The organism is Streptomyces sp. NPDC054796 (assembly GCF_053611545.1).
On sequence record NZ_JBSHAO010000015.1, the window covers coordinates 78439 to 104875 of the forward strand.

Sequence of the window (26437 nt, forward strand, 5' to 3'; positions counted from 1 at the left end):
GGCTTCGGCGACGGGAACGGAGGGTCCTTGTCCGGTGTGACCGGGCCGGGCGGACGCTCGGGAGGCATGGGGTTTTTCGGGCCGGGCGGGGGCTTTCTCCCGGCGGTCGGCAAACGCCGAGGGTAGCGGCGCCGTACGGGTCCTGTCCGGTCTGTGTCCTCACCATCACGGACGCCGGCCTCTCTGCTGTCCCGAGCCGTAGCGGCCGTGGGCTGCGGCGCTCACCGAGGGCCCCTGGGCAGAGCCGGCAGAGCCTGCCGAGCGCGACTGCGAATACGACGGGCCGACGGCCAACCGCTGGGCGACGGTGAAGGATCCTTCGGGGGAGTAGTGGGGGTTGTAGTACCGCTTCGCTTTGAGCGCTCCCGTCCGGAGATCGATCTCCTGCGCGTACTTGATGTACCTGGATGGGATGCGACCTGGGGCGATGTACTCTCGCTGATCCGGAAACGCCGAGGCGATGTCGAGGGTGGCGTTGACGTTGATGGCCCCGTGCGGAAGGTCGATGTTGTACGCCCACCGGTCCTTCATGGAAGAGACCGGGACTTGGCTTTGCATGGCCGTCCGCTGAACGTAGTTCTCGACGGTGGTGAGGCTTATGTATGTGGTGTTCTTTGGTGAATCATATACGAAGCTCAGTAGGTTGGGTGTCTCTCTTCCCTTGGTCAAGAAGCCTTCAGCAAAAACCTTAGGCGGTGAATGCCTGCTGTTGCGCCAGAGCTCAACGCCATCGGTCGGTGCCCATACCGGTGTCGGATGAATCCGTGAGAGGTGTATACCGGATTCATGGGCGACCCCCCGCCAGTATTCGGGTGTCGTTGTGAAATTTGTTCCCCACTCGGTCTCAGGGAGAGAGTCGAACGCGCCGATGGATGCCCCGACCTGCCGACCGCTCTGGTCGTACCAGTTCCATGCCGGAATCTCTCCCAGGGAGAACTGGTTTCCCGCGTAGTCTGTGATCTTTCCTGTGCGCGGCCCTGCCTGGTCATAGAAGCCGACGAGGCTGCCGTCCCTGAATTGGGCCGCGTACGACTCACTGGAATTATCCGTGAGCAACCGCCATGTCCCGTTTTCCTGAATCACCTCCGTGAACCCGGTCGGCTTGTTCGGATAGCCGCTGCGCTGATTCATTTCCATGGCCCCTGTATCTTGTGAGAGCTCGGCGCACTTGACGCTCCGCGCGTCTCAAGCGCCGCGAGCAGCAACGGGCTCGGGAACCAAAGGGTTCAACGGATGCCTCTGAGGATAAACGGCGGGTGTTATTTGAGGCCGAATAATCTGATTACCCTGGTTTGTTGAGGATGTGTGATCGAGGTGCGGCTGCGGGCAGCCGCGTCGGCACGGCTTCACCCCGTAGCGCCCGGCCCGCTCGCGTCCGGTCCAGCGCGAGCCTGCGGTGGGCCGGATCCCGAGCGGTCGGGGCACTGGCCGGCGGCAACTGAGACCACCAACTACGAAGGGCCCCACCGCCGGAGCGGTGGGGCCCTTCGTTCAGCCCGGTGAGGCTGGGCGGAGGATACGAGATTCGAACTCGTGAGGGGTTGCCCCCAACACGCTTTCCAAGCGTGCGCCCTAGGCCACTAGGCGAATCCTCCGCCGCAAACACTACAAGACGTTGAGGGGTGCTCGCGAACTCGATCCGGGGTCGCGAACCGGAACGGGTTCGGGGGTGGTCCGGAGGTGGGGTGGAGGGGGTCCGCGTTCGGTTCGCGCGGCGGGGATCGGGTAAGGTGGGCGCAGCCCCTCACGTGGCGCTATCTCTCTGAACTCCCCCAGGGCCGGAAGGCAGCAAGGGTAGGAGGGCTCTGGCGGGTGCGTGAGGGGCGCTTGCGTTCTGCGGGACGTCGGGCGCTCCGGGTTCCCGGGGCCCTCGCGGCGCGGGAAGCGGTACGGCAGTGGTGCGCGTACGTCGCCGGTGTGACGTGTGACGCATCCGGAAGCCGTCCCGGCCGCCTCGCGTACCACGGTCCGCTCCCGCGTATCGCTGTGACCGAAACCACTTGTCAGCGGTCCCCGATATCGTCGTTGTTGTGTCGTCCCTCGCCCTGTACCGCCGCTATCGCCCCGAGACCTTCGCCGAGGTCATCGGGCAAGAGCATGTCACCGACCCTTTGCAGCAGGCGCTGCGCAACAACCGCGTCAATCACGCGTATCTCTTCAGCGGCCCCCGCGGCTGCGGCAAGACGACCAGCGCGCGCATCCTCGCCCGCTGTCTCAACTGCGAGCAGGGGCCGACGCCCACGCCGTGCGGCGAGTGCCAGTCGTGCCAGGACCTCGCGCGGGGCGGCCCGGGTTCCATCGACGTCATCGAGATCGACGCGGCCTCGCACGGCGGTGTGGACGACGCCCGTGAGCTGCGCGAGAAGGCGTTCTTCGGCCCCGCCTCCAGCCGGTACAAGATCTATATCGTCGACGAGGCCCACATGGTCACCTCGGCGGGCTTCAACGCCCTGCTGAAGGTCGTCGAGGAGCCGCCGGAGCACCTGAAGTTCATCTTCGCGACGACGGAGCCCGAGAAGGTCATCGGCACGATCCGCTCGCGTACGCACCACTATCCGTTCCGCCTCGTCCCGCCCGGCACGCTGCGCGATCACCTCGCGGCGGTGTGCGAGCGGGAGGCGATCCCCGTCGACGACGCGGTGCTGCCCCTCGCCGTCCGGGCCGGTGCCGGTTCCGTGCGTGACTCGATGTCCGTCATGGACCAGCTCCTCGCGGGCGCGGGCGACGACGGTGTGACATATGCCATGGCCACGGCTCTGCTCGGCTACACGGACAGCGCCCTCCTTGACGACGTGGTGGACGCGTTCGCCGCGGGCGACGGCGCGCGGGCCTTCGAGATCGTGGACCGCGTCATCGAGGGCGGGCACGATCCGCGCCGCTTCGTCGCCGATCTGCTGGAGCGGCTGCGGGATCTGGTGATCCTCGCCGCCGTCCCTGACGCCATGGAGAAGGGGCTCATCGAGGCCCCGGACGACGTGGTCGAGCGCATGCAGGCCCAGGCGTCGGTTTTTGGCCCCGCCGAGCTGAGCCGCGCCGCTGATCTCGTGAACTCGGGGCTGACGGAGATGCGCGGGGCGACGTCGCCGCGTCTGCAACTGGAGCTGATCTGCGCGCGGGTGCTGTTGCCCGCGACGTACGGGGACGAGCGGTCCGTCCAGGCGCGCCTCGACCGGCTGGAGCGCGGCGCGGCCCTCTCCGGGCTGGGCGGCGGCGGACAGGGCGCCCCCGGTCCTGGGCCCGGTCCCGGCCCGGCGGCAGTTGGGCCCGGTGCGTTCCAGGGCGGGGGCGCGCCCGTTCCCGGCCCGGCGACGCCCCCTGGGCCCGTCGACGGCGCGGGTGCGGGTGCGGGTGCGGGTGCGGGTGCTGGTGGTCCGGCGCCCGCCGCTCCGGCACCGTCCGAGGCCGCACCGCCGCCCATGCCTCCTGCGCAGCCCCCGCAGCCCGCGTCGTCCGCGCCGGCCGACGAGGGGCGCCGCCCCGGCGCCTGGCCAGGTGGCACCGCTCCCGGCGGGGGCGGCGAGCAGACCCGTCGGCCCGGTGCCTGGCCCGGCAGCGAGGGGGCGCAGCCCGCACCCGCACCGTCGGCAGGGGCCCAGGCTCAGGCCCCCGCCCCTGCACCGGCTCAGCCGCCGCAGCCGCAGCCGCAGGCCCCCGCTCCCGCCCCCGCCGCTCCGGCGTCGTCGGGCCAGCGGGGCGGCGGCCAGGACCCGTCGCAGGGCGCGGCCCAGGTGCGGAACATGTGGCCGAACATCCTGGAGGCGGTCAAGAACCGTCGCCGCTTCACCTGGATCCTGCTCAGCCAGAACGCGCAGGTGGCGGGCTTCGACGGCACGACGCTCCAGATCGGGTTCTCCAACGCGGGCGCGCGCGACAGCTTCGCCAACGGCGGCAGCGAGGACGTGCTGCGGCAGGCGTTGAGCGACGCGCTCGGCGTGCAGTGGAAGGTCGAGGCGATCGTCGATCCCTCCGGTGGCGTCTCCTCCCCGGGCGGCGGCAGCGGAGGCTCCGGTCCCGGTTCCGGCGGCGGCTACGGCGGCGGCTTCGGCGGTCCGGGCGGCGGCCCCGGCGCGGGCCCCGCGAGCCCGCGTCCGCCCCAGCCCGACCAGGGCCCGCCGCCCTCCGCGCCCGCGCCCCAGGCCCAGCCGCCCCAGGCCCCGCCCCCGCAGGACAGCGGCGGCGGCGGCGGTGGTGGCGGTGGTGGTGCCGCCTCCGCACGGCAGGCGCTGGCCACGGCACAGGCGGCCTCGGACGCGCCCCCGCCCGGCGGCCGGTCCGAGTGGTCCGAGTCCGCTACGGGCTCGTCCGCCGCCATGTCCGGCACGTCCACGGTCGCCGAGCCCCGCTCCTCCGGGGCGTCCTCCCAGGGGGCGTACGCGGGCCTCGAGGACGACATGCCTGCCGAGGACGATCCCGATCTCGACGAGTCGGCGCTCTCCGGCCACGATCTGATCGTGCGGGAGCTGGGTGCGACGGTGATAGAGGAGTTCCACCACGAGTGAGGGCCCGGAGGCGGCGAGCGGGCGCGCCCGTCGGCCTGGCCCCCTGACGGCGGCTCCCTGACGGTCACCCCGGCCACCCGTACGGCCCCGTGACGAGCCCGTACCTCCCGCGTGTGCCCATGGCGGGATCAGGACGGCGGAGGCGTCGGCGACCACGTAGGCTCGGGCCGAGCAAGCCGAGCAAGACATTGTCGACGAGCCAGGAGCCAAGTCGTGATTCCCGGTGGTGGCCAGCCCGATATGCAGCAGTTGCTGCAACAGGCACAGAAGATGCAGCAGGACCTCGCCGCGGCTCAGGAGGAGCTGGCCGAGACCCCCGTGGAGGGGTCGGCGGGCGGAGGTCTCGTCAAGGCGACGGTGACCGGGGCCGGTGAGCTGAAGGGCCTGGTCATCGACCCGAAGGCGGTGGATCCCGAGGACACCGAGACGCTGGCCGACCTCGTGCTCGCCGCCGTGCGCGACGCGAACGCCAGCGCGCAGGAGTTGCAGCAGCAGAAGCTCGGCCCCCTCGCCCAGGGCCTGGGCGGCGGCGGGATGCCGGGCCTCCCGTTCTGATCCGACGTCCCGGGCGGGACCTGACGGGACCTGCCCGGGCCTGACAGGACCCGCCGGGACCCCGCCGGGATCCCCGTCGGGACCTGACGGGGTCGGCCTGGATCGGACGAGACCGGACAGGACTGGTCCGGTCCGGTCGGGGCTGGTCACGGCCGGGCGGAGCCGGACAGGTCCCGCCCGGCGCCGGGACGTCACGTTCCGGGGGCGGCGAGGGCCGGGAGGACAGAACCGCCGGTAGCTGGTGGCGGGGGGCGCGGGCAACTACGGTTCGTAGAGCAGAGCCAGCGGAAGAAACGGGAGCATCCGTGTACGAAGGCGTGGTCCAGGACCTCATCGACGAGTTGGGCAGGCTGCCCGGCGTCGGTCCCAAGAGCGCGCAGCGGATCGCCTTCCACATCCTCCAGGCCGAGCCGACGGACGTCCGGCGCCTCGCGCACGCGCTCACCGAGGTCAAGGAGAAGGTCCGGTTCTGCGGTGTCTGCGGCAACGTGGCGCAGGAGGAGCAGTGCCGGGTCTGTCTCGACCCGAGGCGGGATCCCTCGGTCATCTGTGTGGTCGAGGAGCCCAAGGACGTCGTCGCGATCGAGCGGACCCGCGAGTTCCGCGGGCGCTATCACGTACTCGGCGGGGCCATCAGCCCCATCGAGGGCGTCGGCCCCGACGATCTGCGGATACGGGAGCTGATGACCAGGCTCGCTGACGGCACCGTCACCGAGCTGATCCTTGCCACGGACCCCAACCTGGAGGGCGAGGCGACAGCGACGTACCTCGCGCGCATGGTCTCGGCGATGGGTCTCAAGGTGACCCGCCTTGCCAGCGGCCTCCCCGTAGGGGGCGATCTGGAGTACGCCGACGAGGTCACGCTGGGGCGGGCCTTCGAGGGGAGAAGGTTGCTCGATGTCTGACGCCACGCTGAACGCCATCAAGGACGACCCGAACGACTTCGAGGTGCAGATCGCCGACCAGGTCGAGAGTTTCATCGTCGCGGTCGCCGAGGTCGCCAAGGGTGACGAACCGGACAGTGCGATCCCTTATCTGCTCCTGGAGGTCTCCCAACTCCTCCTCGCGGGCGGCAGGCTGGGCGCGCACGAGGACATCGTTCCCGACGAACGCTACGAGCCGGACATCGGCCCGGAGCCGGACGTCGACGAGATGCGCATGCGGCTGGCCGCTCTGCTGGAGCCGGTGGACGTCTACTCCGAGGTCTTCGACCCGTACGTGCCGCGCACGGCGCCCGTCGCCTGCCGGATCTCCGACGACCTCGCCGACGTGGTCACCGACCTGCGGCACGGCATGGCGCACTACCGCGCGGGCCGGGTCAGCGAGGCCATGTGGTGGTGGCAGTTCTCCTACCTGTCGAACTGGGGCCCCACCGCCTCCGCCGCGCTGCGCGCCCTCCAGTCGCTGGTCGCGCACGTACGCCTCGACACCCCGCTCGACGAACTCGACGGCCTGGACACCGACAGCAACGCCACCCCGGACGACAGCGAGCTGGAGGCCGAGGCGGGCGCGGTGATGGCCGCCGAGATCGGCGTCCCCCTGGGCATGAAGCAGGGGCAGGCGTGAGGCGGGGCCGGGCGTAGCCGCCCGTACCCACTGGCTCTGACCGCCCAGCCCCCTGCTCGCCTCTCCGGGATCTACTGCTCCGGAGAGGCGAGGGTGTCCTCGTTCTGCTGGCGTACCAGCCGACTGGCCAGGTCGGCGAGTGAGCCGCGACCCGGTACGTTCCACAGCGCTGTGGCCTGCTTGGGGCCGGGTTCCGCCGCGCCGGCGGAGTGGAACATCTGCTTGTAGAGGCTGTTCGCGGAGTACCGCTGACCGTCCATCTCCCAGAGCAGGTAGCGGCTGCGGCTGTTGACCCAGGTGGCACGTCCCCGTCGGGGGTCCTCCGCCAGCCACTCCGAGAGGGCGGCGCGCTCCCGGGCCGACTTGGGCGTGAACTCCAGGACGGTGCCGTTGGCGATGGCGTCGTTGTCCACCAGGATGTGGGAGGCGAACGGCTGTTTCTTCGGCGCCTTGAGCAGGTAAGCGGGTGCCAGCTCCGGCTCACCCGTATCGGAACCGCCGCCGTTCTCCGCCGCCTGCTCCGGGATCCCTGTACCGCCCTCCAGGGACGCTTCGGCGCGCCGGGCCAGGGCTACGAAGCGCCGCTCGTTGCTGAAGAGGGCGCCGATGTAGATCGACCGCTCGTCGGAGTTGTCGATGTGGTGCAGGGCCCAGCGCAGCGTCCTGTCGACGAGGGCGGGCAGGGACTCCTCCAGCGCCCGCCACTCGTCCTCCGAGTACCTCTCCCACCCCTTGTGCTGCCGAAGGACCAGGTGGGTGACGAGATAGGTACCGTTGTCGGCCACGGCAGCCGCACGGCCTCGCAGTCCCTTGCGGATGGCGGCCAGCGCGGTGGTGCAGGCCCGCAGCGCCTGCACCGCGCGCCAGATCCGGAAGACGTCCGTCTTTGGCGTGAACACCTCGGGGTAGGTCTCCTCGGCCCACAGCTTCCACGGCTCGGCGGCACGGTGGGCGAAGACGGGGTTGCCGTGCGCGCACGCGAGTGCGCGTGCCGCCTCCAGCAGTCCGCAGCCCTCGGACTCGGCGGGCGCCTGCTCGCCGCGCCGCAGCACGTACGTCTTGCCCAGCAGTGCGGCGAAGTCCTTCCGTAGTTGTGCCTGCTCGGGCTGGTCGGCGACGAAGTCCTGAGCTTCGGTCCCGTTCTGCCGGTTCTTGCCCCGCACGAGCTGGCGCACGAAAGCCGGTTCCGCCCCCTCGGAGGACACGAAGACCGCGCGTAGTCGCACTCTGTCCACGAAATCGGGCGCCTGCCGGTAGGCGTGATACAGGGAGGCGACGGTCTGGGCGCCGTCGATGATGCTGGCGGCGGTCAGCTCCACGTCGCTGCCGCGGGGACTGCTGATGATGCGGTCGCAGGAGACCGTGATGCCGTGGTTCAGGTACCAGAATCGTTCCGGCTGTTCCAGGATGGTGGTGACGATCTCCTGGTTGACGTCGGTCATACCGAGCGGGTTGCGCACATTGCGGAGGAAGAGGTCGTACCGCTTGTCGTCGAACCACTCGGCGACGGTGGTTCCGCTGACGGTCCCGTGGATGGCCTTCTCCGGACCCGGATGCCAGGTGGCGCCGCTGAGATGGGCGTGCAGCGTCGGTCGTGACGGCTCGGTGGACAGGTCGAGGTGCCCGATCATCTCGCCGAGCTTGAGGGGTACCCACTGGAACGCCTCGTCGTTCCGGTCCTCGTTGAAGTCGTCGCACAGATTCTGGATGGCGTCGCTGACGGGGCCTGGGAGATCCGTGGTGCTGGGCAGTACGGGGACCAGCGTGATGCGGGCGCCGTAGGAGTGCAGAGCGGCGGAGATCTCCGTACGGCGGGCCCGGATACGGTCGTTCAGGCGGTCGTACTTGTCCGCGAGCAGCAGCTCCAGCCCTTCCTTCCAGGCCAGGACGTCGCGTTCACTGAGTGACTTCGAGCCGGTCTTCCACTTCGACTGGGCCACGACGATGCGAGGCGCGCGGGCGCTGGTGTCGATGCCGATGGCATCCATACCCCGGTCCTTGAAGTCGTCGGTGACGGAGGCCGCGGCCTGTTCGGGTGTGAGGTTCGCCACCATCTCCAGCGTGAGCGCCGCCTGGGCCCGGCTGAGGAAGCTGCGCTCCGGGTCCTCGTGCCTGCCTTCGAGGTCCTCGGTGCTGATCAGCGAGCCGTAGTGCCGCTTCAGGAACGCCCTCAGCCGCCCGATCTGCCGTTGTGCTTCTTCTGGTGTCACGCTCCACCCACCGCTCTCGTGCCCCGTGATCCGTGCTGCGTCGAACGCATCAGATTATCGGCGGGGATGCGCCACGTCGTCCGCTTAGTTGTCGTCCAGCACTTTCGCCACGGCCAGGACCACGCGCTCCAGCCAGTTCACGGCCTCGTTCGCGTCGGCTGCGGTGATCGGGCGGCGCTGCTTCAGGTCGCCGTCCTCAAGGTCCGCGTGATGCGCGATCTTGTTCCGGCGCTCGATGACGGCCGAGAAACGCTTCCGTACGGTCTGGCTGCTGAAGTTCGTGCGGTTCTGGTTCCAGCCGTTCATCCGGACGGCGACCTTCTGCCACAGGTCGATGTCGCTGACGAGCTTGTACGCCTCGGCGATCTTGCGCGGGTTGTGGAGGGACGCGAAAGCCCACTTGGCCCGGACATGGTGCAGCACCGCGTCGGCCATGGTCCGTTCCTCGCGCCGTACGGCCTCGATGACGGACAGGGGAAGCTCGAAGCGCCGCAACTGGGCGGGAAGGTCCGCTTCCGGGTCGGCCGCCAGTTCCTCCACCCGCCGGAAGAGTTCCTCGTGCAGCCAGTGGTCCGTCGCGCTGACGGCCTGCACCCAGGCCGCGCGGTAGAGATCGGTGATGTCCAGGGCGCCGGGCTGGAGTCCCTGGAGGCTCTCGCCCGCCGCGATCAGCTTGCGGGCGTATTCGAGGTTGGTCTGGAAGGACTGGAACTGTCGTGTCTGCGGCGGGGCGATCGGCATGCGGTCTTTCCTTGCTCCTGCTCGTTCGCGAAGCTCGTGCTCGCGTCGAAAACCGGCCGTACGGCCAGGTACGACGCGTTTCGCCGCCGCGCCGACCGTTCAGGCTCCGGGGACCGGACGGGGACAGTCAAGGGTGTACGCGTCCCGTACCTGTCCGCTTCTCCGATCTCCGCGTACACAGGGTGCGCACGTCAGTAGCCTCCTGCGTGACGGTGCGCTCACACAAGGTGATGAACGCGGGGTGAGCAGGAGAGAGGCGGGAGTCGGTGGCGAAGAAGGAACGGCCGTCCGCGACGATGCGGATGTTCGGCAGTCAGTTGAAGATGTGGCGGACGCGGGCCGGGGTGAGCCGCGAACAGCTCGGTGAGGAGAGCGGCTACTCCCCCGAGATGGTCAGCGCGGTCGAGCGCGGCTTGCGAAAGCCGCCTGTCACGGTGATCCGCGCGGCGGAGGACCTGTGCGGGGCGGGCCCGTTCCTCCAGGACGCGGCGGACAAGATCGTCGTCAGTAGATTCCCCGACTGGTTCGAGGAGTACGTCGAGTACGAGGCGGACGCTGCCTCGCTGGGCCTGTACGAGAACCATGTGGTGCCGGGGCTGTTCCAGACGGAGGAGTACGGGCGGGCGGTGTTCCTCAACGAGTACCCGCGACTGGACGACGACGAGATCGAACGGCGGCTCGCGGCGAGACTGGAGCGCCAAGCGCTGCTGTCCCGTACTCCTACGCCGATGATCAGCGCCGTGATCGAAGAGGCCATGCTGCACCGTTGGATCGGCGGACGGGAGGTCATGCGGGAGCAGATCGCGCGGTTGGTGGAGATCGCGGAGATGCGTCACGTCGAAGTGCAGGTCATGCCGACCCGACGCGAGACCCACGTAGGGCTGGCGGGGCCGATGTACGTCGTTGAAACAACCGATCAGCGTCGCCTTGCCTACTCCGAAGTCCAGAAGGGAAGCGTTCTGATTTCCGACCCCGAAGTCGTCAGCGTTCTCAACCAGCGCTATGCAATGCTGCGTTCGCAGGCTCTGACGCCTGAAGACTCGCTGAGCCTGCTGCGGACGACGTTGGGAGAGCTATGAACGACGGTCTGGCATGGTTCAAGTCCAGCTACAGCAGCGGCGAGGGCGGTGCTTGCGTCGAGGTGGCCCAAGCGCCGAGCGCCGTGCACGTGCGGGACTCGAAGGTTGTGGCGGGGCCGCGGTTCGCGGTGTCGCCGGAGGCGTGGGAGGCGTTCGTCGCGCTGGCGGCGCGCTGAGCCCGTAAGGGAACGCGCGGGGGCCCGAGCGTCGGGCTGCGGGCCCCCAACCCCGAGCGCTTTTTCTGAGGAATGGGTGGTGGGACTTATCCCGCCCACCCACCCCAAGCGCGAGGCCAGGGGGCGCGCTTGGCGGCGTCGCGCGCCGTTGCAGAGGGTTACGTCGTGTGGTTAGCGTTCCCGCAGACAAACAACCCCGGCGCGGTGCAGCAACACCGGCCGGGGTCTCACCACCAGAGTCAGGACATTGACTTGATGGCTTCCGAAGACTTTAACGCTGCCCTCGCCACGCCCGCACCTCCCATGGCCAAGCTGGGGTTCGGCAAGCGCACCCCCGACACCGGGCAGCCGCAGCCCGCGCCCTCACAGTCCGACTTCGTCCATCTCCCGAAGCGCGCGGCGTATCTCGCGGCGTTCATCGACCGGCTCCCCGAGGGCGCCGCCATCGACGTGAAGACCCTCTCCAAGTCCCAGCCCCACTACGGCCAGCAGGCATGCCGTTCCGCGTTACGCGAGCTGTCCTGCGCGGGGCATCTGCGCCGGGTCGGCGGGCGCGCGGGGGAAGGGCTTCCGCAGCACGTGACGCGGACGTACTTCTCGCGTACCGCACGGGATGACCAGTGGTGGTCGGACTTCCTGGACGAACGCCAGCCGTCCGCTCCCGCCCCTGCGCCTGCCCCCGCTCCTGCGCCGTCTGCCCCTGCTCCTGCCCCCGTCTCCGCACCTCGGCGCACCGATGCGTACGAGGCACTCGCCGCCCTCGGACACCGCGACCCCCGCCTCGTCCTCTCGGCGACGGAGTGCGCGGAGCTGGAAGGGCAGGCCGGGGAGTGGCTGGCCCGGGACGCGGATACGGAACGGTTCACGTACGCGATGGCGGCCGGTCTCCCACCCGTTGTCCACAGCCCTGTGGGTCTGCTGCGGAAGCGGCTCAGGGCCAAGCTGCCGCCCGTACCGGCGGCTCCGGTACGGAAGCCCGCGCCGCCCGTACGACTCCGTCCGGAGTGCATCGACTGCGGCCGTCCCGGCACCACGGAATCCCTCCCCGACGGCATGTGCCGCTCCTGCCGTGGGAAACCCGCCTACCGGTCCTCACAGCGCGACGGCCTCTCCCGCGAGGAGGTCCGGAGCTGGGCCGCCCGAGTACGGGCTGACCTGGCCCCACGCCGTCTCCGTACGGGGCCGCGCCCGCGTCTGGCGTGACCGTGCGGGGCTGATTCCTCAGACGGTCTCGCCGCCCGTCCCCTCGACGGTCTCCGTGACTTCTGTGATCTCCGTGGCCTGCGCGTCGATCGCCGGGACCTCGCCGCCGAGGGCCTCGGCGATCGCGGCGAACTCGTTCAGCGCGGCCTGGAGGTCCTGCACGATCTCCTGAGCGATGACCTCCGGGGGAAGAAGACTGTCGGCGTCGTCAAGAGCCGGGTCCTTCATCCACGAGAGGTCGAGGTTGACCTTGTCGCGGGCGATCAGCTCTTCATAGGTGAAGCACTTGAAGCGCTCGTCCTCGGTCTCCTCGCGGTCGCCGTGGGGGCGCTTGTCGTCGGTCGGCTTATAGGCCTTGACGAAGTCGTCCAGGTCCACTCGACGGAGCTGGCGCTGCTTGAGCGTGAAATGCTTGGCCGTACGGAAGTCGTAGACCCACAGCTTTTCCGTGTTCGGATGGTCATCGCCGCGAGGGGTCTTCTTCTCGAAGAAGAGGACGTTCGCCTTGACCCCGCCCGCGTAGAAGATGCCGGTTGGTAGACGCAGGATCGTGTGAAGGTTGAAATCCAGGAGAAGGCGTCGGCGGATTTTCTCGCCGGCGCCGCCCTCGAAGAGGACGTTGTCGGGAAGGACGACCGCAGCTCGACCGTTCGTCTCCAGCATCGACATGATGTGCTGGAGGAAATTGAGCTGCTTGTTGGTGGTGGTGGCGCGGAAATCGTCGCGGTTGTAGGAGATGTCCTCGCGGTCGACTTGGCCGTCCGTACCGATCACGGTGATCGCGGACTTCCGTCCGAAAGGCGGGTTCGCGAGCACGAGGGAATAGTGGCTGCCCGGCTTGTTCGCGAGAGCGTCGGCGACGGTGATGAGGCTTTCACCCTGACTGTCGCCGATGCCGTGCAGCAGCATGTTCATAGCGGCGAGACGGGCGGTACCGGTGACCAGTTCGGTACCCGCGATCTTGCCCCTCTTGCTGAGGTCGAGGCGCTGCTCGCGGGTCAGGTCCTTCATGCGGTTCTGACGGATGTAGTGGTGTGCGGCGATGAGGAAGCCGCCCGTACCGCAGGCCGGGTCCGCGATCGTGTCGTCGGCCTGGGGTCGCATGACGTCCACGATCGCGTCGATGAGGGGGCGAGGGGTGAAGTACTGACCGGAACCGGTCTTGGTGTCCTCCGCGCCCTTGGCCAGCAGTCCCTCGTACGCGTCGCCCTTCAGGTCCGTGCCCTGGATCGTCCAGTCTTCCTTGCCGATCAGATCGACGACGAGCTTTTCGAGCAGGGACGGCTCGGTGATGCGGTTCTGGGCCTTGGCGAAAATGGTGCCGAGAGTGGTTTTGCTGTCGCCCTTGAGGTGTTCGAGGATGGCACGGTAATGCTCTTCGAGAGCGTGCCCCTTTTTGGAAGCGAGCGACTTCCAGTCGTAGCCCTTCGGGACGACGGGGGTGGCCTCTTCCTCGGTGAAAGGGTCGTCGGCGATCTCGTCGGCCATCTTCAGGAAGAGCAAGTAGGAAAGCTGCTCGACGTATTCGATGGTGGACAGCCCGTTGTCACGCAGGACGTTGCAATAGTTCCAGAGCTTCGCGACCAGCGTGCTGGTCTGTGCGTGCTGCTGGGGGGTGTGGGCGGGGGCGTAGGTCGTCACTGGTCAGCGTCCTGGGGCTTGGTCTCGGGCTCGTCCTGAAATACGTCGAACGTCGGCTGCACGGCGTGCGTGGGAAGCGGCGCCGACGACGCGGCGGGCGGCGGCCCCCCTGCGCTCGCGGTTCGCTTGGCGGGAGCCCGCCGCGCCCGCTTCGGCTTCACCTTCGCCTGCGCGGCACGCTCCTCCTGAATACGGGCCAGGAGGACGGAGGCGGGCTCGTCGGCGGGGTCCTGGGGGACGAGACGGCCGGTGAAGGCGTGGTGGAGGAGGGCGCGGCGCAGGTGTTGAGAGCGGATGCTCGCTTTCGAAACCTCTGCGTCGAATGCATCAGCGCCTCTTAGCTGCTCCTGGCAAACGGTTACCAATCGCTGTTGTTCTTCTAGCAGCGGGATCGGGAACTCTACGGATTTCAGGCGTTTCGCCGAGAGGTGCGCGATGTTTGTTGTGATGCGCACCTCTTGCATGAAGCGTCCAGTGTGCAAATGGCGTCGGAAAACAAGGAGGGCCCATTCAGGTAGCACATCTTCTCGCGCCCTGAATCGAAGCAGACTGTTAGTGAAGGCGACGTTCTTGGGGAAACCGCGGTACATCGCGGGTCGGCCGACTAGATGTGGGCTCTGTCCTTCGTTGAGAAGGATGTCGCCAGGGTGAAGCTTGTACCTATTGAAAATCCCTGAAAAATCCATTTCCATGACGTCGGAATCGTCAATGCGATCTTCGAATACATTGGCCACCCTTAGGTATGGGTGCATTTCTGGCCCATTGTGCCAATCTGGGTGGCGCTGACGCCCCAAATCAATACTTCCCGCTTCGCCCACGGTCGTGACTTCCCATGAAGGGGGAAGTGGCTGTGGGATGATCTTGGCGAGCAGTGACTTTCGTAGAGATGCAATACGGTGGCGGGATTCGGCCATGGTTTTTTCTGTCGCATCAAGGTGTGACAGGTGGCCTTCAAGGGATTCAACGATTCGGGACTGCTCGGCGAGCGGCGGGATTGCCACCGGTAGTTCATCGAATTTATTTCGCGTTACGTGAACCATTCCTGAGCCGTGAGTGGAGCCCGTGATGTTCTTGAGTTGATAGTCGATCAAATGCCGCAAGAATTTTTTGTCGATGAAGGGGGTGACTTTAAAGATGTGCTGGTTCAGTGCAGCCTCGGGGCCACTCCAGATGTAGACCCCCAGAGAAGCGGCCCAAGAGACCAGCAAATCTCCGGGCTGCACGATGTGCTTGTCTTCAAGCGGTCCAGGGAAATAATTGAAAGATTCGCTAGATCCAGTGAGGTTCTGGATACGGATGATTGGGCGTCCGGATGTCGACCACTCCGCCTTCTTGAAACCGCGCCCATTGATGTATTCTGCAAGATCCCCAAGCGTCGCCCAAGCCCACCCCTCCGGCAGCTCCGTCCCCGCCACGTCCCCCTCAGCAACCCCACTCACGCAAGCTCTCGATTCAACTCGTCCAGCAAAGCCCGTACGTCCCGATCCCCGAACGCGTGCTTGAAGCCGCGTCCGCCGCCCTTGGCAACGAAGGGCTCCCCGCCCAGGTCACTGGGCCCTATGCCCACGTCGCTCGCGATCACGTCGCGTATCTTCTCCAGCCACCACATCTGATCCTCGGTGAACTCCGCGCCGGCCTGCTCCTGCCGGAGGAGCCACGCGGCGAACCGTTCCTCTACCTGTTGGCGGTAGAGGCGCAGCTCCGTGTCGGCGCCGAGTTCGTACCGGATCAATGAGATCAGGTCGGGGACATCCGCCTTGCGACCGCCCCGGGGGCCGGGCACGTCGAGGTCCTCGTAGCACTTCCACAGGGACTCGGCGGTCCAGGCGTACTGGGGGCGGTGGATCTCGTCGGCGAGGGCGCGCAGCGCTGTCCACGCTTCGGTCTGCGAGGTGGCGCGGGGGCTGCTGAGGGCGATCTGGATGGCGGCGATCTCGTCGCGCCGCTCCTCCAGGAACCGGTGCCACGAGCCGATCTCGTTGCGGGCGCGCTCCTCCGGCGGGACGAGTTCCAGGCCGGTGCTGGTGACCTCGGTCGTCTCGTCGTAGACGTAGTCCTTGTCGCGACGGATCTCCAGAATGCGCTGGCGCAGCTCCGGGTTGCTGGTGAGTGGCGCGATGGCGTCCTCGATGAGCTGCCGGGCCGCAGCGGGGCCCTGCGTCTCAGCGACCTCTTCCTGACGGTCCATGTCGGCGGCCCGCATGATCCGTCCCGCGATGTCCGTGAGGCGCTCGCCTCCGGCCTGGCGCTGGAGCTCGTCCCGTTCCTCGTCGTTGAGCTGGTGGGTGAGGCGGGCCAGGCGGCCGGCGAGGACCTCCGCCTCCTCCGCGCTGATGGCCTTCGTGCCGACCTTGTCGAGAAGCTTCTCCAACGCGATACGGCGCGGCCCCTCCGCCGGGGCCAACGGCCTGGCGTCGATCAGCGGGGACTGGGTGACGCCGACCGCGTCGAAGAGGATGAACCGGCTCTTGCGGGTGTTCTCGTCGGAGTCCGGGGTGACGTCCCGCAGCTCGGTGGGCTCGATGGTGCGGGCGCCGCGCCCCTTCATCTGCTCGAAGAGCACCGCGCTGCGGACCTCGCGCAGGAAGATCACACACTCCAGTGCGCGGATGTCCGTGCCGGTGGCGATCATGTCGACCGTGACGGCGACCCGCAGCCGGGGCGAGGTGCGCAGCTCGCGGATGAGTTCGTCGGGGTCGTGGCCCGCCGCGCGGCTCTTGTAGGTGATCTTCTTGGCGAACTCGTCGCCGCGCCCGAAGACCTCCTTGACCTGGGTGAGGACGTCCTCGGCGTGGTTCTCCCCGACGGCGAAGATCAGCGTCTTCGGCAGCTCCGTACGGTCGGGGAACCAGCTCCGCCAGTTGTCGCGGAACTCCGACAGCACGAGGCGGATCTCGTCCACGCTGACCACCGAGCGGCCGATCTGGGGCGTGGTGTAGCTGAGGTCGTCATCCAGCTCCTGGAGCCGTTCGCGGCGCGTCTTCCGGTCCCGTACGCGCACCGTCGTGCCGGACTCGATCGTCGCGCCGCCGTCCTCGCGCAGGCTGGTGCCGAGGCGCGCGACATCGAAGTCGACGTTCACTCCGTCCGCGACGGCCTGCTCGCGCGTGTACTCGGAGACGAGGTTGCGCTGGAAGAAGCCGAAGGTCTGCGGGACGGGGGTGGCGGTGAGGCCGACGAGGTGGGCGTCGAAGTATTCGAGGACGCCGCGCCACTTGCCGTAGATGGAGCGGTGGCACTCGTCCACGACGATCAGGTCGAAGGACTCGATCGGGACGGCCGGGTTGTAGCCGACCTCGATCGGGAGGTCGGTCTCGTAGCTGTCCTCGTCGTGGGTGAAGGCCGAACTGTCGCGGGCGTCGTCGGCCGCGTCGTCGTCGGTCACCTCCCCGCCGGTGAGCAGCCGGTGCATCTTCTGGATGGTGCAGATGACGACGGACGAGGTGTCCTGGAGCCCCGCGGAGCCCAGCCGATCCACGTTGTAGATGTCGGCGAACTGGCGGCCGTCGTCAGGGGTGGGAAAGTTGCGGAACTCGTCCTGCGCCTGACGGCTCAGGTTGTTGCGGTCGACGAGGAAGAGGACACGGCGGGCCTCGGCGTACTTCAGCAGCCGGTACGTCTCGGCCACCGCCATGAACGTCTTGCCCGCGCCCGTCGCCATCTGGATCAGGGCTCGGGGCCGGTCCTGCGAGAGGGAGGTCTCCAGGCCGCTGATCGCGTCGAACTGCGCGGTGCGCAGCCCGTTCGTCTCCAGGTGGGGCAGAGCACGCAGTGCCGCGCGGAACGTGGGGCTCTCCGGCTTCTCGTCGGCCCGCCGCATCCAGAGGGCGACGGTCTCGGGGCGGTGGAAGGTGAAGACCTCGCGGGAGCGGTGGTCCGGGTCGAGCCGGTTGACGAAGTACGTCTCGGCCCCGGTCGTCGCGTACCGGAAGGCGAAGGGCTCGTCCTGCCGCCACACGGCGAGGCTGTACTCCTTCGCGACGCCCGAGGCGTAGCGGTCGTTCTGGGCGAGGGCGCTGCTGAGGACATCGCCCTCGCGCTTCGCCTCGACGACGCCGACGATCTTCCCGTCCACGTACAGGACGTAGTCGGCGCGCCCCGTCGCGAGGGTGAACTCGCGGACCGCCACACCGATACCCGCGGTCGGGTTGATGCCGACGCGGTCCTGGATGACCCAGCCGGCGGCGCGGAGCATGCCGTCGATGACCTCGCGTGCCTGCACCTCGTTGAGCGGGGCCGGGCGCTGGGCGCGATGCACGATCTGGTCGCGGACCGCGCTGTCGACCTTGCGCGGTTCCCGGCGCAGGACCTCGTAACTCTGGCTCTGCTCCTCGCGGAGTCGCTTGATCTCCGCGGTGAGCTGCTCGATGGTCGCGGCCATGCCGCTGCGCTGCTCCTCGGCGCCCGCGATGAGCCGCTCGGCTTCCGCGCGGGCCCGGCGCTCGGCCTCCAGCCCGCTCTCCTTCTCGGTGAGCCGGGTGCGGGCCTCGGTCAGCGCCTGCCGGTGGCCCTTCAGCGCCTCGCGCAGCTCCTCCAGCTCGGCGGGGTCGGTGATCCTCGCGGCGGCACTCGGCTCGGAGGGCGGCACGAACGCGGCGACGGTGCGGCGCCCTGAGAGGGCGTCGTGGAACCAGAGGCCCAGCTTGTAGCAGGTACGGACGGCCTTCAGCGCCCGCGTGGTGTCGAAGACGTGCTCGTGCGCGGCGTCGTTGCGCTCGCGACGCAGCAGGTCGAAGTCGTCGCGGATGCCGGAAACGAGGAACTGGTTGCGGGTGAGCGCGTTGAGACGGTCGACCTGGCGGTTGCCGTGGACGGTCAGCCCACTACGGGTGATCAGTTCCTCGGCCAGCACCTCACCGAACTGGCCGGCCTGGACGAGGGAGGCGTTCGGGTTGGTGAAGACGGTGACCTCGGAGAGGGCGCCGAAGAGGGAGAGCAAGGGCTGATGGGGGAAGAGCAGACCGAAGTTCGGCGAAGCCTTCGCCATCCGTTCCAGGTTCTCGTCCACTGTCCCCAGCCCTCTCGCGCCCGTACTCGTGGTCCTGTTTCGTCCGCAGCCTCAGCTCAGGTAAGGGGGAAGAGTAGTCCTGTGGTCCATGGGGCACGAGCGGGAGGGGACGCGGCTCTTCTGGCCTGGCCTGACGTTCGCAAGAGCGGTGTCAGGACGACGCTATGTCGCGTACGCCCTTCACGAAGGCACGGAAGCTGGGTGACTTGTTGCCGTCCACGCTCAGGTTCGGTCCGACCCGACGGCCCCACTCGGGCTTCGAGGCGATATTCACCCTGCTCGCACGCAGCATCTTCTCGAAGTCGTCGGAGCACTTCTTGTCGACCGAGTCGGGATTGCTCCGGTAAGCACGGGGTGCGTCCTTGGGCACCTTGGGGAACCCGGCGCGCACTGCTTCCCAGTCACCGAAGTACCAGCTTTCCAGCTCGCGTACGGCGACACAGGTCAGCACGTGGAACGAGCCCGACGATCCTGAGCCGGTTCCGGCGCGAGGCGTCAGCCCGGCCTCCCGTGCGATGGCGTCCAGGTCTGCCTTGAGCACGGCACAGTCGTCGGAGTCCCGGTCGACGAGCACCACCACGCGGAGATCCTCGCCTCGCTTGCGCGCCTGCGCGTAGCCCCTCAGCCGCTCGGGGAGCCTTTTGATCAGATCGGGTTTCCCCCGGAAGTGACGGATCTGGAAGCGCGCCCCGGTGCCTTCGAGGATCTTGTGTATCAGGGGCCTGAGCGCGGTGCTCGCCGACTCCTCTTCCACCAGTACTTCGATGGTGACCGGCTGATCCGCAGCTTGCGCGTTCTTCCCCTGCTGTCTGATCTTCTTCGATTTTGGGATCCGGGTCACCGCTTGCCCTCGCCGAGGTCGGTGACGGGTGTAGCGGGGGCGGGTACCTCGTCGAAGTAGTTCTCCTGCCAGAGGGCGCCGAGCTGTGCGCCTTGCTCGAGCATGTCCGTGACCAGGGGGATCTTGTTCGGGCGCACCACCTGCGTGTATCCCTCGTGGTCCCGGTAGAGGGCGATCACCTCATCCGGCTTGCACGAGTTCACGAAGTCGTGAGAGTGCGTGGTCACCAGGACCTGGGAACGCTCGCTGGAATGCCGGCACTGATCGGCAAGCCCCGGCAGGACCGAGGGGTAGAGGTGGTTCTCCGGCTCCTCGATGCCGATGAAGGGGGCGGGATCGGGATCATGCAGGAGGGTGAGGTAGGAGAGCAGCTTCAATGTGCCATCAGAGGCGTTGCTGGCCAGGACCGCGTCCCTGAAAGGAGCGTCCTTGATGAAGAGGACGAGACGGCCATCCGGTGACGTGTCGTAATCGACGCGTTCGAGGGTCGGGATCGTCTCCTGGAGAGCGTCGATCACGGACTGCAATCGCTTGGGGTGGTTCTCCTTCAGATACTGGAGAACGTTGCTGATGTTGTCCCCGGACTGGGAAAGCCGTTCCTGTGGCCCGGCCGCAGGGGACTTACGCTCCTCCGCGACGGAGAGGTAGGAGAGGTACCAGCCCGAGATGAAGCGTCGGAGTGCCGTCACCCGCGGATGGGAGGTGAGCTGCCCCAGGGCGTTCACCGCGAGCCTGTCCGACCCGTCGAGCGTCTCGTGGTTCTGCGCGCCCGTCTCCTCGTCCTCGACATAGCCTGATCCGTGCTGGAAGTCGAGGAAGTGCCTGGGGCGCCCCTGGCCCTCTCCCTTCGTCCAGCGCAGCAGCTCTCTGACCACGACGGGACGGCCGCGCTCCTCATCGAGTTCGAGGCGGTACGTCAGGCGCTTCGCGCTGGGGCGCTCCCGGTAGGAGAACTGGATCGCGATAGGTCCGTCCGCGCCCCGTGACTGGAGCTGTCGCTTCCCTCCACGCTGGTCCCAGGCGTTGCGCACGCCCAGGGTGAAGCAGGTCTCCAGGAAGGCGAAGACGTCGAAGAGCGTGGATTTTCCGCTGCCGTTGGGGCCGATGAGGACTGTGAACGGCTTCAGGTTGTTGATCTGCACGTTTTGCAGAACGCGGTAGTTCTCGATCCTGATCGCCTCGATCACCGGGGGTCGCATATTCGCTCCTCATCAAGCGTTCGTGGCGGCGCCATCGTCTCTCTCCGGACCGGGATCTTCATCCTAGGACTCGACCTGGCGTCATGAGCGCTCCTGCCGGTCGGGCCCGTGCCGCTCGTGCGGGACATCGTGCCGGGGACACCAGGATGAGCGCCCCACTCCATGCCCCCGCTCACTCACTCTCCGTCGTGTGAGGTCTCTAACGTTCCCGTGTGGGTCCCGGATCCGGGGGCAGGGTCGTCGCTGGACGAGAGGGCCGGGCGCTCTCTCGTTAGACTGAGCCGACCGCAGGATCCCGGCAATAGGGTCCAAGAAAGACTGATTCGAGGAGCGAGCACACGTGGGCCTTGTCGTGCAGAAGTACGGCGGCTCCTCCGTTGCCGATGCCGAGGGCATCAAGCGCGTTGCCAAGCGGATCGTCGAGGCCAAGAAGAACGGCAACCAAGTGGTGGTCGTGGTCTCTGCGATGGGTGACACGACGGACGAGCTGATCGATCTCGCCAAGGAAGTTTCCCCGGTCGCGTCCGGGCGCGAGTTCGACATGCTGCTGACCGCCGGAGAGCGGATCTCCATGGCCCTTCTGGCGATGGCGATCAAATCCCTCGGCCACGAAGCGCAGTCCTTCACCGGAAGCCAGGCCGGGCTGATCACGGACTCCGCGCACAACAAGGCGCGGATCATCGACGTCACGCCGGGCCGGATCCAGACCTCCGTCGACGAGGGCAACATCGCCATCGTCGCGGGCTTCCAGGGCGTTTCCCAGGACAGCAAGGACATCACCACCCTGGGACGCGGCGGTTCCGACACCACCGCCGTCGCGCTGGCCGCCGCGCTGAACGCGGACGTCTGCGAGATCTACACCGACGTCGACGGCGTCTTCACCGCCGACCCGCGGGTCGTCAAGAAGGCGCGGAAGATCGACTGGATCTCGTTCGAGGACATGCTGGAACTGGCCAGCTCCGGTTCCAAGGTGCTGCTGCACCGCTGCGTCGAGTACGCGCGCCGGTACAACATCCCGATCCACGTGCGCTCGTCCTTCTCGGGCCTCAAGGGCACGTGGGTCAGCAACAAGCCGCTGGACGACGAGACCGGCCAGGGCGATCAGAGCGAGAGCGGGCAAGGGGAACAGTCGATGGAGCAGGCGATCATCTCGGGCGTCGCACACGACACGTCCGAGGCCAAGGTCACGATCGTCGGGGTGCCCGACAAGCCGGGCGAGGCGGCGACGATCTTCCGGACGATCGCGAACGCCGAGGTCAACATCGACATGGTGGTGCAGAACGTCTCGGCCGCCTCGACGGGCCTGACGGACATCTCCTTCACCCTGCCCAAGACCGAGGGCCGCAAGGCGATCAGCGCGCTGGAGAAGACGCAGAGCGCGATCGGCTTCGATTCGCTGCGCTACGACGACCAGATCGCGAAGATCTCCCTCGTCGGCGCGGGCATGAAGACCAACCCGGGCGTCACCGCGACCTTCTTCGAGGCGCTGTCCAACGCGGGGGTCAACATCGAGCTGATCTCCACCTCCGAGATCCGCATCTCGGTCGTGACCCGCGAGGACGACGTCAACGAGGCCGTCCGCGCGGTGCACTCCGCCTTCGGCCTGGACAGCGACAGCGACGAGGCCGTCGTCTATGGGGGCACCGGAAGGTGACCCGGTGACCCCGGCCGCCCGCTCCCACTCCCAGGGCGCCCCCTACGGGGGTCCCCGTGAGGGCGGGGGCCGTACGGGCAGACCGGCCCTGGCGGTCGTCGGCGCGACCGGCGCCGTCGGGGCCGTCATGCTCGGGCTGCTCTCGGAGCGGGCGGATATATGGGGCGAGATCCGGTTGATCGCCTCGCCCCGCCGCGCGGGCGGCAAGCTCACCGTGCGGGGCGAGCCGACGGAGATCCTCGCGCTCGGCGAGGACGCGCTGGAAGGCGTCGACGTCGCGCTTTTCTGCGTGCCCGACGAGATCGCGGAGGAGTGGGCTCCGGTCGCGGCGGCCAAGGGCGCCGTGGCCGTCGACGGTTCGCGGGCCTTCCGCGCCGACCCCGAGGTGCCCCTCGTGGTGCCCGAGGTCAACGCGCACGCCGCGCGGCTGCGCCCCCGCGGCATCGTCGCCAGTCCGGGCTGCGCGACCCTCTCCATGATCGTCGCCATGGGCGCCCTGCACTCGGAGTGGGGCCTGGAGGAACTGGTCGTCTCCTCGTACGAGGCGGTCTCCGGTTCCGGACGCGCGGGCGTGGACGCGCTGCGCGGCCAGCTCTCCGCCGTGAGCGGTACGGAGCTGGGCGAGCTGCCGGGCGACGTACGGCGGGCCGTCGGCGAGGGGACGGGCCCCTATCCCGCGCCGATCGCGCTCAACGTGGTGCCCTTCGCGGGGGTGCTGGCGGACGGCGGCTGGACCTCGGCCGAGCTGGACATCCGCGAGGAGACGCGGAAGGTGCTGGGGATGCCGGGGCTGCGGGTCACGGCGACCTGCGTACGGGTACCGGTGATCACCGGTCACTCGCACTCCGTGCACGCGCGCTTCGAGAACGAGGTCACGGTGGCCGCCGCGCACGAGATCCTCGCGAACGCGCCGGGCGTCGTACTGTGCGACGACCCGGGATACGGCGAGTTCCCGACGCCGGCCGACGTGGCGGGCACCGACCCGACGTGGGCGGGGCGCGTACGGCGCTCGCCCGACGATCCGAGGGTGCTCGAACTCTTCGTCTGCGGCGACAACCTCCGCAAGGGCGCGGCGCTCAACATGGTGCAGATCGCGGAGTCCGTGGCCGCGGATCTGTGAGGCGGTTCGGGGTGCTTGGGTGCTGAAAGCGCCGGTTTTGATTACCCTCCGGTTTCAGTTGTGAAGCATTTGTGACCGTGATGCGGTCGTGCGCCACTGGTAAGGGAAGCGCTTCCTGGCCGACAATTTCAGCAGCTCCTCCCTGCAACCAATGGCAGGTCGGGGAGCGTCTCAGTGTCCGCTGCCAGGACTCGGAGACGCTGTGATAATTGGGGCATTGGGGAAGAGCTGGTACGCATGAGGACATTTGACACATCGTCAAGGGCGGTGTCTTACGCGTACAACCCTGACGGGGGGAAGTGTGTCCAACAGGCGTGGCAGAACTCGGACTCGGACTCGGAATCGCAACGGCCCCGGCAGGGCCCTCCGGTGTGCACACCGGAGGCATGCCCGTGATCGCGCCGTGGCCTGCCGCCCGTCCCGCGCGTATGCCGTCTCAACGCGGGGATTCTGACGACGCGATGACAGTGGGCACCACAGTTGACCACCTCACCGAGACCTATCGGCTCCACTACCGTTCCCTGCTCGGCCTCGCCGCGCTGCTCCTCGACGACACGGCGTCCTGCGAGGACGTCGTCCAGGAAGCGTTCATCCGGGTGCACTCCGCCCGTAAGCGTGTCCGTGACCCGGAGAAGACCCTCGCGTATCTGCGGCAGACCGTGGTCAACCTCTCCCGCTCCGCGCTGCGCCGTCGCATCCTCGGCCTCAAGCTCCTCTCGAAGCCGATGCCCGACATGGCGAGCGCGGAGGAGGGGGCCTACGAGCAGCTCGAACGCGATCAGTTGATCCAGGCCATGCGTGGCCTCCAGCGGCGTCAGCGCGAGGTGCTGGTGCTGCGCTATTTCGCGGACATGACCGAGGCACAGGTGGCCGAGACCCTGGGCCTGTCGCTGGGTTCGGTGAAGGCGTACGGCTCGCGCGGTATCGCCGCGCTCCGTGTCGCCATGGAGGCGGCTTCATGAGTGAGCGCGAGCGCGAGGAGCGCGGACGCGAGGAGGGTACGTACGAGCGGGAGCCCGGCACGGAGCCGGAGGAGCCCGACTCGGACTCGGGCCGCGTCCCGGGCGGCCGGGGCGACTTCGCGGGTGCGGGGAGTTCCGCTCCGACGGGCGGGTCCGCCGCGACGGGCCAGGCCGGGGCGACGGGTGACTCCGGCGCCGGCGGCCGGGGCGACCCGGGTGACACGGGCGCGGAGCGCGTGGAGCGGGAGTCCTCCGAGGGGCTGGACCCCGTGCTGCCGCACGGCCCCGGCTCGGACGACACGGAGACCGACCCCGGTTCCCCCGAGGAGCTGGACCCGGTGCTGCCGGAGGGCCCGGAGTCGCCCGAGACGCCGGAGGTCGAGGCGCCGGACCTGCCCGAGGGGCCGACGTCCCCCGAGGGCCCCGACATCCGGCCGCCCCATCTGCCGGAGGGTCCGGTCGGCGACGACGCACCGGGCTCCCCGGGCACGTCGGATGCCCCGCTGGTCCCTGACTTCGAGGTGCCCGAGCCGCCGGACATTCCCATGCCCGAGATCCCCGAGGCCCCGGAGATCCCGGAACCCGAACTTCCCGAGATGCCCGAGCCGACTCTGCCGGAGGCTCCCGTGATCCCGGAACCCGAGCTGCCCGAGCCGCCGGACATTCCCGAGCCCCAGTTGCCCGACGCGCCGCCCGAGGTACCGGGCCCGATCAACCCGCGCGGCACGGGCATCCCCAGGGGCCCGGCCATCCCGCACGCGCCGGGCACGAAGGGCCCCGACCTGCCGGAGATGCCGCAGCCCGACGCACCGGAAGCGCCCCGCGCACCCGGCGCGCCGGACCGCGACGAGGAGCCCGGACAGGGGCAGGGACAGGGGCAGGAGCAGGAGCAGGAGCCCGGCGAGGGCGAGACGCGCGGCGAGGGGGAGTCGCTCGGTGAGGACACGCTGCGCCGCCTCCTGCACGACAGCGTCGGCGATCTCGAACCGTCGCCCGGCTCGCTCGACCACATCCGGCGCGCCGTCCCGGCGCGCCGCACGCACCGTCGTCAGGCGCTCGTCGGCGCCGCCGCGGCGGTGGTGCTGGGAAGCGCCGGGTTTCCGGTTCTGGTCAGCGCGGGGTTCGTTCCCGGCATGGGGTCGCACGAGTCGCCCGCGCGGGCCGACGGCGGCCACCAGCAGTCGCAGGGCCCCGACGGGCACCGGGGACCCGGCGCCGGAGAGGGCGGCGAGTCCTCGGGCAGGGACGCGAGCGGCAAGGGGCGGGACGGTCAGGGCGAGGGCGGAGGCGCCGCCTCACCGAGCCCGTCGGCAGGCACGGCCACGGGCGGCGCCGACCCCAGCGACACCCTCATCGCCAGTGCCCCGACCTGCGACCGTGAGCAGTTGGGCGACGGCTCGGCCGAGTCCGGCTCGCCCGACTCCGAGGGCAAGGTCTACGGAAGCTTCCGCGTCGTGAACACCTCGGGCGACGCTTGCGCGGTCGAGGGCGAGGGCATGGTGGGCGCCTCGGCGCGCGGCCGTGCCGACAGCTCCCGTATCCAGGTCGTCGACCACACCACGGGCGATCCCGCCACGGGCCTGCCCGATCCGGGGACGGCGCCGGACGAGCTGGTGCTCAAGCCGGGCGAGGCGTATCTGGTGAAGTTCGCCTGGATCCCGGCCGACTGTCCCACCTCCGGCTCACCGACCCCGAACACCAGCGCCAGCGACCAGACCGCCGAGACCAGTGGCGGCGACGGCGGCGGCGAGGCGCAGGGCGCGACGGGCGGCGGCACCGGCAGCGGCGGCACCGACACGGGCGGCGGCGACAGCGGCAGTACGGGCGAGACGGGCGGCGGTGGCGAGTCGGCCAGCGTGGTCCTCAGCCACACCCCCGAGGTCGGCTCCCCCGAGGCGGCGGACACCACGCTCTCCGGCGCCTGCGCCGGCACCGTCTACCGCACGGGCCCGCTGGCAGCCGACGGCGGCTGACGCGTCCGGC

General features: G+C 68.7%; 19 protein-coding genes, 1 tRNA gene and 1 other RNA gene. 12 read left to right on the forward strand and 9 right to left on the reverse strand.

Features of this window, described 5'->3' with window-relative positions:
* Positions 1 to 165 precede the first annotated feature (165 nt).
* Both ACWGJ2_RS15360 and ACWGJ2_RS15365 read right to left on the reverse strand, forming a co-directional pair.
* Positions 166 to 1131 (reverse strand): scabin-related ADP-ribosyltransferase, encoded by a 966-nt coding sequence (locus tag ACWGJ2_RS15360; protein WP_453346576.1) that lies wholly within the window; start codon positions 1129 to 1131, stop codon positions 166 to 168.
* Positions 1132 to 1510: 379 nt separating this feature from the next.
* Positions 1511 to 1595: transfer RNA gene (locus tag ACWGJ2_RS15365), tRNA-Ser, on the reverse strand.
* A 140-nt stretch (positions 1596 to 1735) separates the two neighbouring features.
* Between ACWGJ2_RS15365 and ffs the strand changes: the two genes are divergently transcribed.
* The 5 genes from ffs (at position 1736) to ACWGJ2_RS15390 (ending at position 6620) form a co-directional block, all read left to right on the forward strand.
* Positions 1736 to 1834: signal recognition particle sRNA small type (gene ffs / locus ACWGJ2_RS15370), an RNA gene on the forward strand.
* Between the two features lie 196 nt (positions 1835 to 2030).
* Positions 2031 to 4499, forward strand: coding sequence for a DNA polymerase III subunit gamma and tau (locus tag ACWGJ2_RS15375; RefSeq protein ID WP_453346577.1), 2469 nt, complete (start codon positions 2031 to 2033; stop codon positions 4497 to 4499).
* Between the two features lie 213 nt (positions 4500 to 4712).
* Positions 4713 to 5054, forward strand: a complete 342-nt coding sequence (locus tag ACWGJ2_RS15380; RefSeq protein WP_453346578.1) for a YbaB/EbfC family nucleoid-associated protein — start codon at positions 4713 to 4715, stop codon at positions 5052 to 5054.
* A gap of 305 nt (positions 5055 to 5359) precedes the next feature.
* Positions 5360 to 5959 carry a recombination mediator RecR gene (gene recR / locus ACWGJ2_RS15385; RefSeq protein WP_453346579.1) on the forward strand — a complete coding sequence of 200 codons (600 nt, stop codon included), beginning with the start codon at positions 5360 to 5362 and terminating at the stop codon, positions 5957 to 5959.
* Complete coding sequence (locus ACWGJ2_RS15390; protein ID WP_453346580.1) at positions 5952 to 6620, forward strand: DUF5063 domain-containing protein; 669 nt, start codon at positions 5952 to 5954, stop codon at positions 6618 to 6620. Before recR ends, ACWGJ2_RS15390 begins: the two co-directional genes overlap by 8 nt.
* 71 nt (positions 6621 to 6691) lie before the next feature.
* Here ACWGJ2_RS15390 and ACWGJ2_RS15395 read toward each other — a convergent pair whose 3' ends face one another.
* Entirely contained in the window at positions 6692 to 8830 is a 2139-nt protein-coding gene (locus ACWGJ2_RS15395; protein ID WP_453346581.1) for an AIPR family protein, read from the reverse strand.
* A gap of 84 nt (positions 8831 to 8914) precedes the next feature.
* Positions 8915 to 9571, reverse strand: a complete 657-nt coding sequence (locus tag ACWGJ2_RS15400; RefSeq protein WP_453346582.1) for a hypothetical protein — start codon at positions 9569 to 9571, stop codon at positions 8915 to 8917.
* A 266-nt stretch (positions 9572 to 9837) separates the two neighbouring features.
* Between ACWGJ2_RS15400 and ACWGJ2_RS15405 the strand changes: the two genes are divergently transcribed.
* The 3 genes from ACWGJ2_RS15405 to ACWGJ2_RS15415 all read left to right on the forward strand — a co-directional run bounded on the left by ACWGJ2_RS15405 (position 9838) and on the right by ACWGJ2_RS15415 (position 12029).
* Positions 9838 to 10650, forward strand: coding sequence for a helix-turn-helix domain-containing protein (locus tag ACWGJ2_RS15405; protein WP_453346583.1), 813 nt, complete (start codon positions 9838 to 9840; stop codon positions 10648 to 10650).
* On the forward strand, positions 10647 to 10826 hold the full coding sequence (locus tag ACWGJ2_RS15410) for a DUF397 domain-containing protein (protein WP_453346584.1): 180 nt from the start codon (positions 10647 to 10649) through the stop codon (positions 10824 to 10826). The genes ACWGJ2_RS15405 and ACWGJ2_RS15410 overlap by 4 nt, the downstream gene beginning before the upstream one ends.
* Positions 10827 to 11081: 255 nt before the next feature.
* Complete coding sequence (locus tag ACWGJ2_RS15415) at positions 11082 to 12029, forward strand: hypothetical protein (RefSeq protein WP_453346585.1); 948 nt, start codon at positions 11082 to 11084, stop codon at positions 12027 to 12029.
* Positions 12030 to 12047: 18 nt separating this feature from the next.
* On the opposite strand, the gene ACWGJ2_RS15420 is transcribed toward ACWGJ2_RS15415, so the two are convergent.
* From ACWGJ2_RS15420 to ACWGJ2_RS15440, 5 genes are all read right to left on the reverse strand, one after another.
* Entirely contained in the window at positions 12048 to 13670 is a 1623-nt protein-coding gene (locus ACWGJ2_RS15420) for a type I restriction-modification system subunit M (protein ID WP_453346586.1), read from the reverse strand.
* A complete protein-coding gene (locus ACWGJ2_RS15425) occupies positions 13667 to 15085 on the reverse strand; it encodes a restriction endonuclease subunit S (protein WP_453346587.1) in 1419 nt (472 codons plus the stop codon). Before ACWGJ2_RS15425 ends, ACWGJ2_RS15420 begins: the two co-directional genes overlap by 4 nt.
* A gap of 20 nt (positions 15086 to 15105) precedes the next feature.
* On the reverse strand, positions 15106 to 18657 hold the full coding sequence (locus ACWGJ2_RS15430; protein ID WP_453346588.1) for a DEAD/DEAH box helicase family protein: 3552 nt from the start codon (positions 18655 to 18657) through the stop codon (positions 15106 to 15108).
* 172 nt (positions 18658 to 18829) lie between these two features.
* Positions 18830 to 19519, reverse strand: a complete 690-nt coding sequence (locus ACWGJ2_RS15435) for a DUF4276 family protein (protein ID WP_453346589.1) — start codon at positions 19517 to 19519, stop codon at positions 18830 to 18832.
* Entirely contained in the window at positions 19516 to 20718 is a 1203-nt protein-coding gene (locus tag ACWGJ2_RS15440) for an AAA family ATPase (RefSeq protein ID WP_453346590.1), read from the reverse strand. The genes ACWGJ2_RS15435 and ACWGJ2_RS15440 overlap by 4 nt, the downstream gene beginning before the upstream one ends.
* 340 nt (positions 20719 to 21058) lie before the next feature.
* Between ACWGJ2_RS15440 and ACWGJ2_RS15445 the strand changes: the two genes are divergently transcribed.
* The 4 genes from ACWGJ2_RS15445 (at position 21059) to ACWGJ2_RS15460 (ending at position 26427) form a co-directional block, all read left to right on the forward strand.
* Complete coding sequence (locus tag ACWGJ2_RS15445) at positions 21059 to 22372, forward strand: aspartate kinase (RefSeq protein WP_453346591.1); 1314 nt, start codon at positions 21059 to 21061, stop codon at positions 22370 to 22372.
* An 88-nt stretch (positions 22373 to 22460) separates the two neighbouring features.
* The gene (locus ACWGJ2_RS15450; RefSeq protein WP_453346645.1) at positions 22461 to 23492 is read left to right on the forward strand and encodes an aspartate-semialdehyde dehydrogenase; all 1032 of its coding nucleotides are present in this window, start codon (positions 22461 to 22463) and stop codon (positions 23490 to 23492) included.
* A gap of 386 nt (positions 23493 to 23878) precedes the next feature.
* Positions 23879 to 24454: a SigE family RNA polymerase sigma factor gene (locus ACWGJ2_RS15455; protein ID WP_453346592.1), complete on the forward strand. Its 576-nt coding sequence runs from the start codon at positions 23879 to 23881 to the stop codon at positions 24452 to 24454.
* Complete coding sequence (locus ACWGJ2_RS15460; RefSeq protein ID WP_453346593.1) at positions 24451 to 26427, forward strand: hypothetical protein; 1977 nt, start codon at positions 24451 to 24453, stop codon at positions 26425 to 26427. Before ACWGJ2_RS15455 ends, ACWGJ2_RS15460 begins: the two co-directional genes overlap by 4 nt.
* Positions 26428 to 26437: the final 10 nt, after the last annotated feature.

Bases quoted from the DNA above. Each gene is read 5' to 3' on its own strand.
- ACWGJ2_RS15360 (WP_453346576.1), bottom strand. From the start codon at position 1,131: ATGAATCAGCGCAGCGGCTATCCGAACAAGCCGACCGGGTTCACGGAG.
- ACWGJ2_RS15390 (WP_453346580.1), top strand. From the start codon at position 5,952: ATGTCTGACGCCACGCTGAACGCCATCAAGGACGACCCGAACGACTTC.
- ACWGJ2_RS15400 (WP_453346582.1), bottom strand. From the start codon at position 9,571: ATGCCGATCGCCCCGCCGCAGACACGACAGTTCCAGTCCTTCCAGACC.
- ACWGJ2_RS15410 (WP_453346584.1), top strand. From the start codon at position 10,647: ATGAACGACGGTCTGGCATGGTTCAAGTCCAGCTACAGCAGCGGCGAG.
- ACWGJ2_RS15415 (WP_453346585.1), top strand. From the start codon at position 11,082: ATGGCTTCCGAAGACTTTAACGCTGCCCTCGCCACGCCCGCACCTCCC.
- ACWGJ2_RS15430 (WP_453346588.1), bottom strand. From the start codon at position 18,657: ATGGCGAAGGCTTCGCCGAACTTCGGTCTGCTCTTCCCCCATCAGCCC.
- ACWGJ2_RS15440 (WP_453346590.1), bottom strand. From the start codon at position 20,718: ATGCGACCCCCGGTGATCGAGGCGATCAGGATCGAGAACTACCGCGTT.
- ACWGJ2_RS15455 (WP_453346592.1), top strand. From the start codon at position 23,879: ATGCCCGTGATCGCGCCGTGGCCTGCCGCCCGTCCCGCGCGTATGCCG.
- ACWGJ2_RS15460 (WP_453346593.1), top strand. From the start codon at position 24,451: ATGAGTGAGCGCGAGCGCGAGGAGCGCGGACGCGAGGAGGGTACGTAC.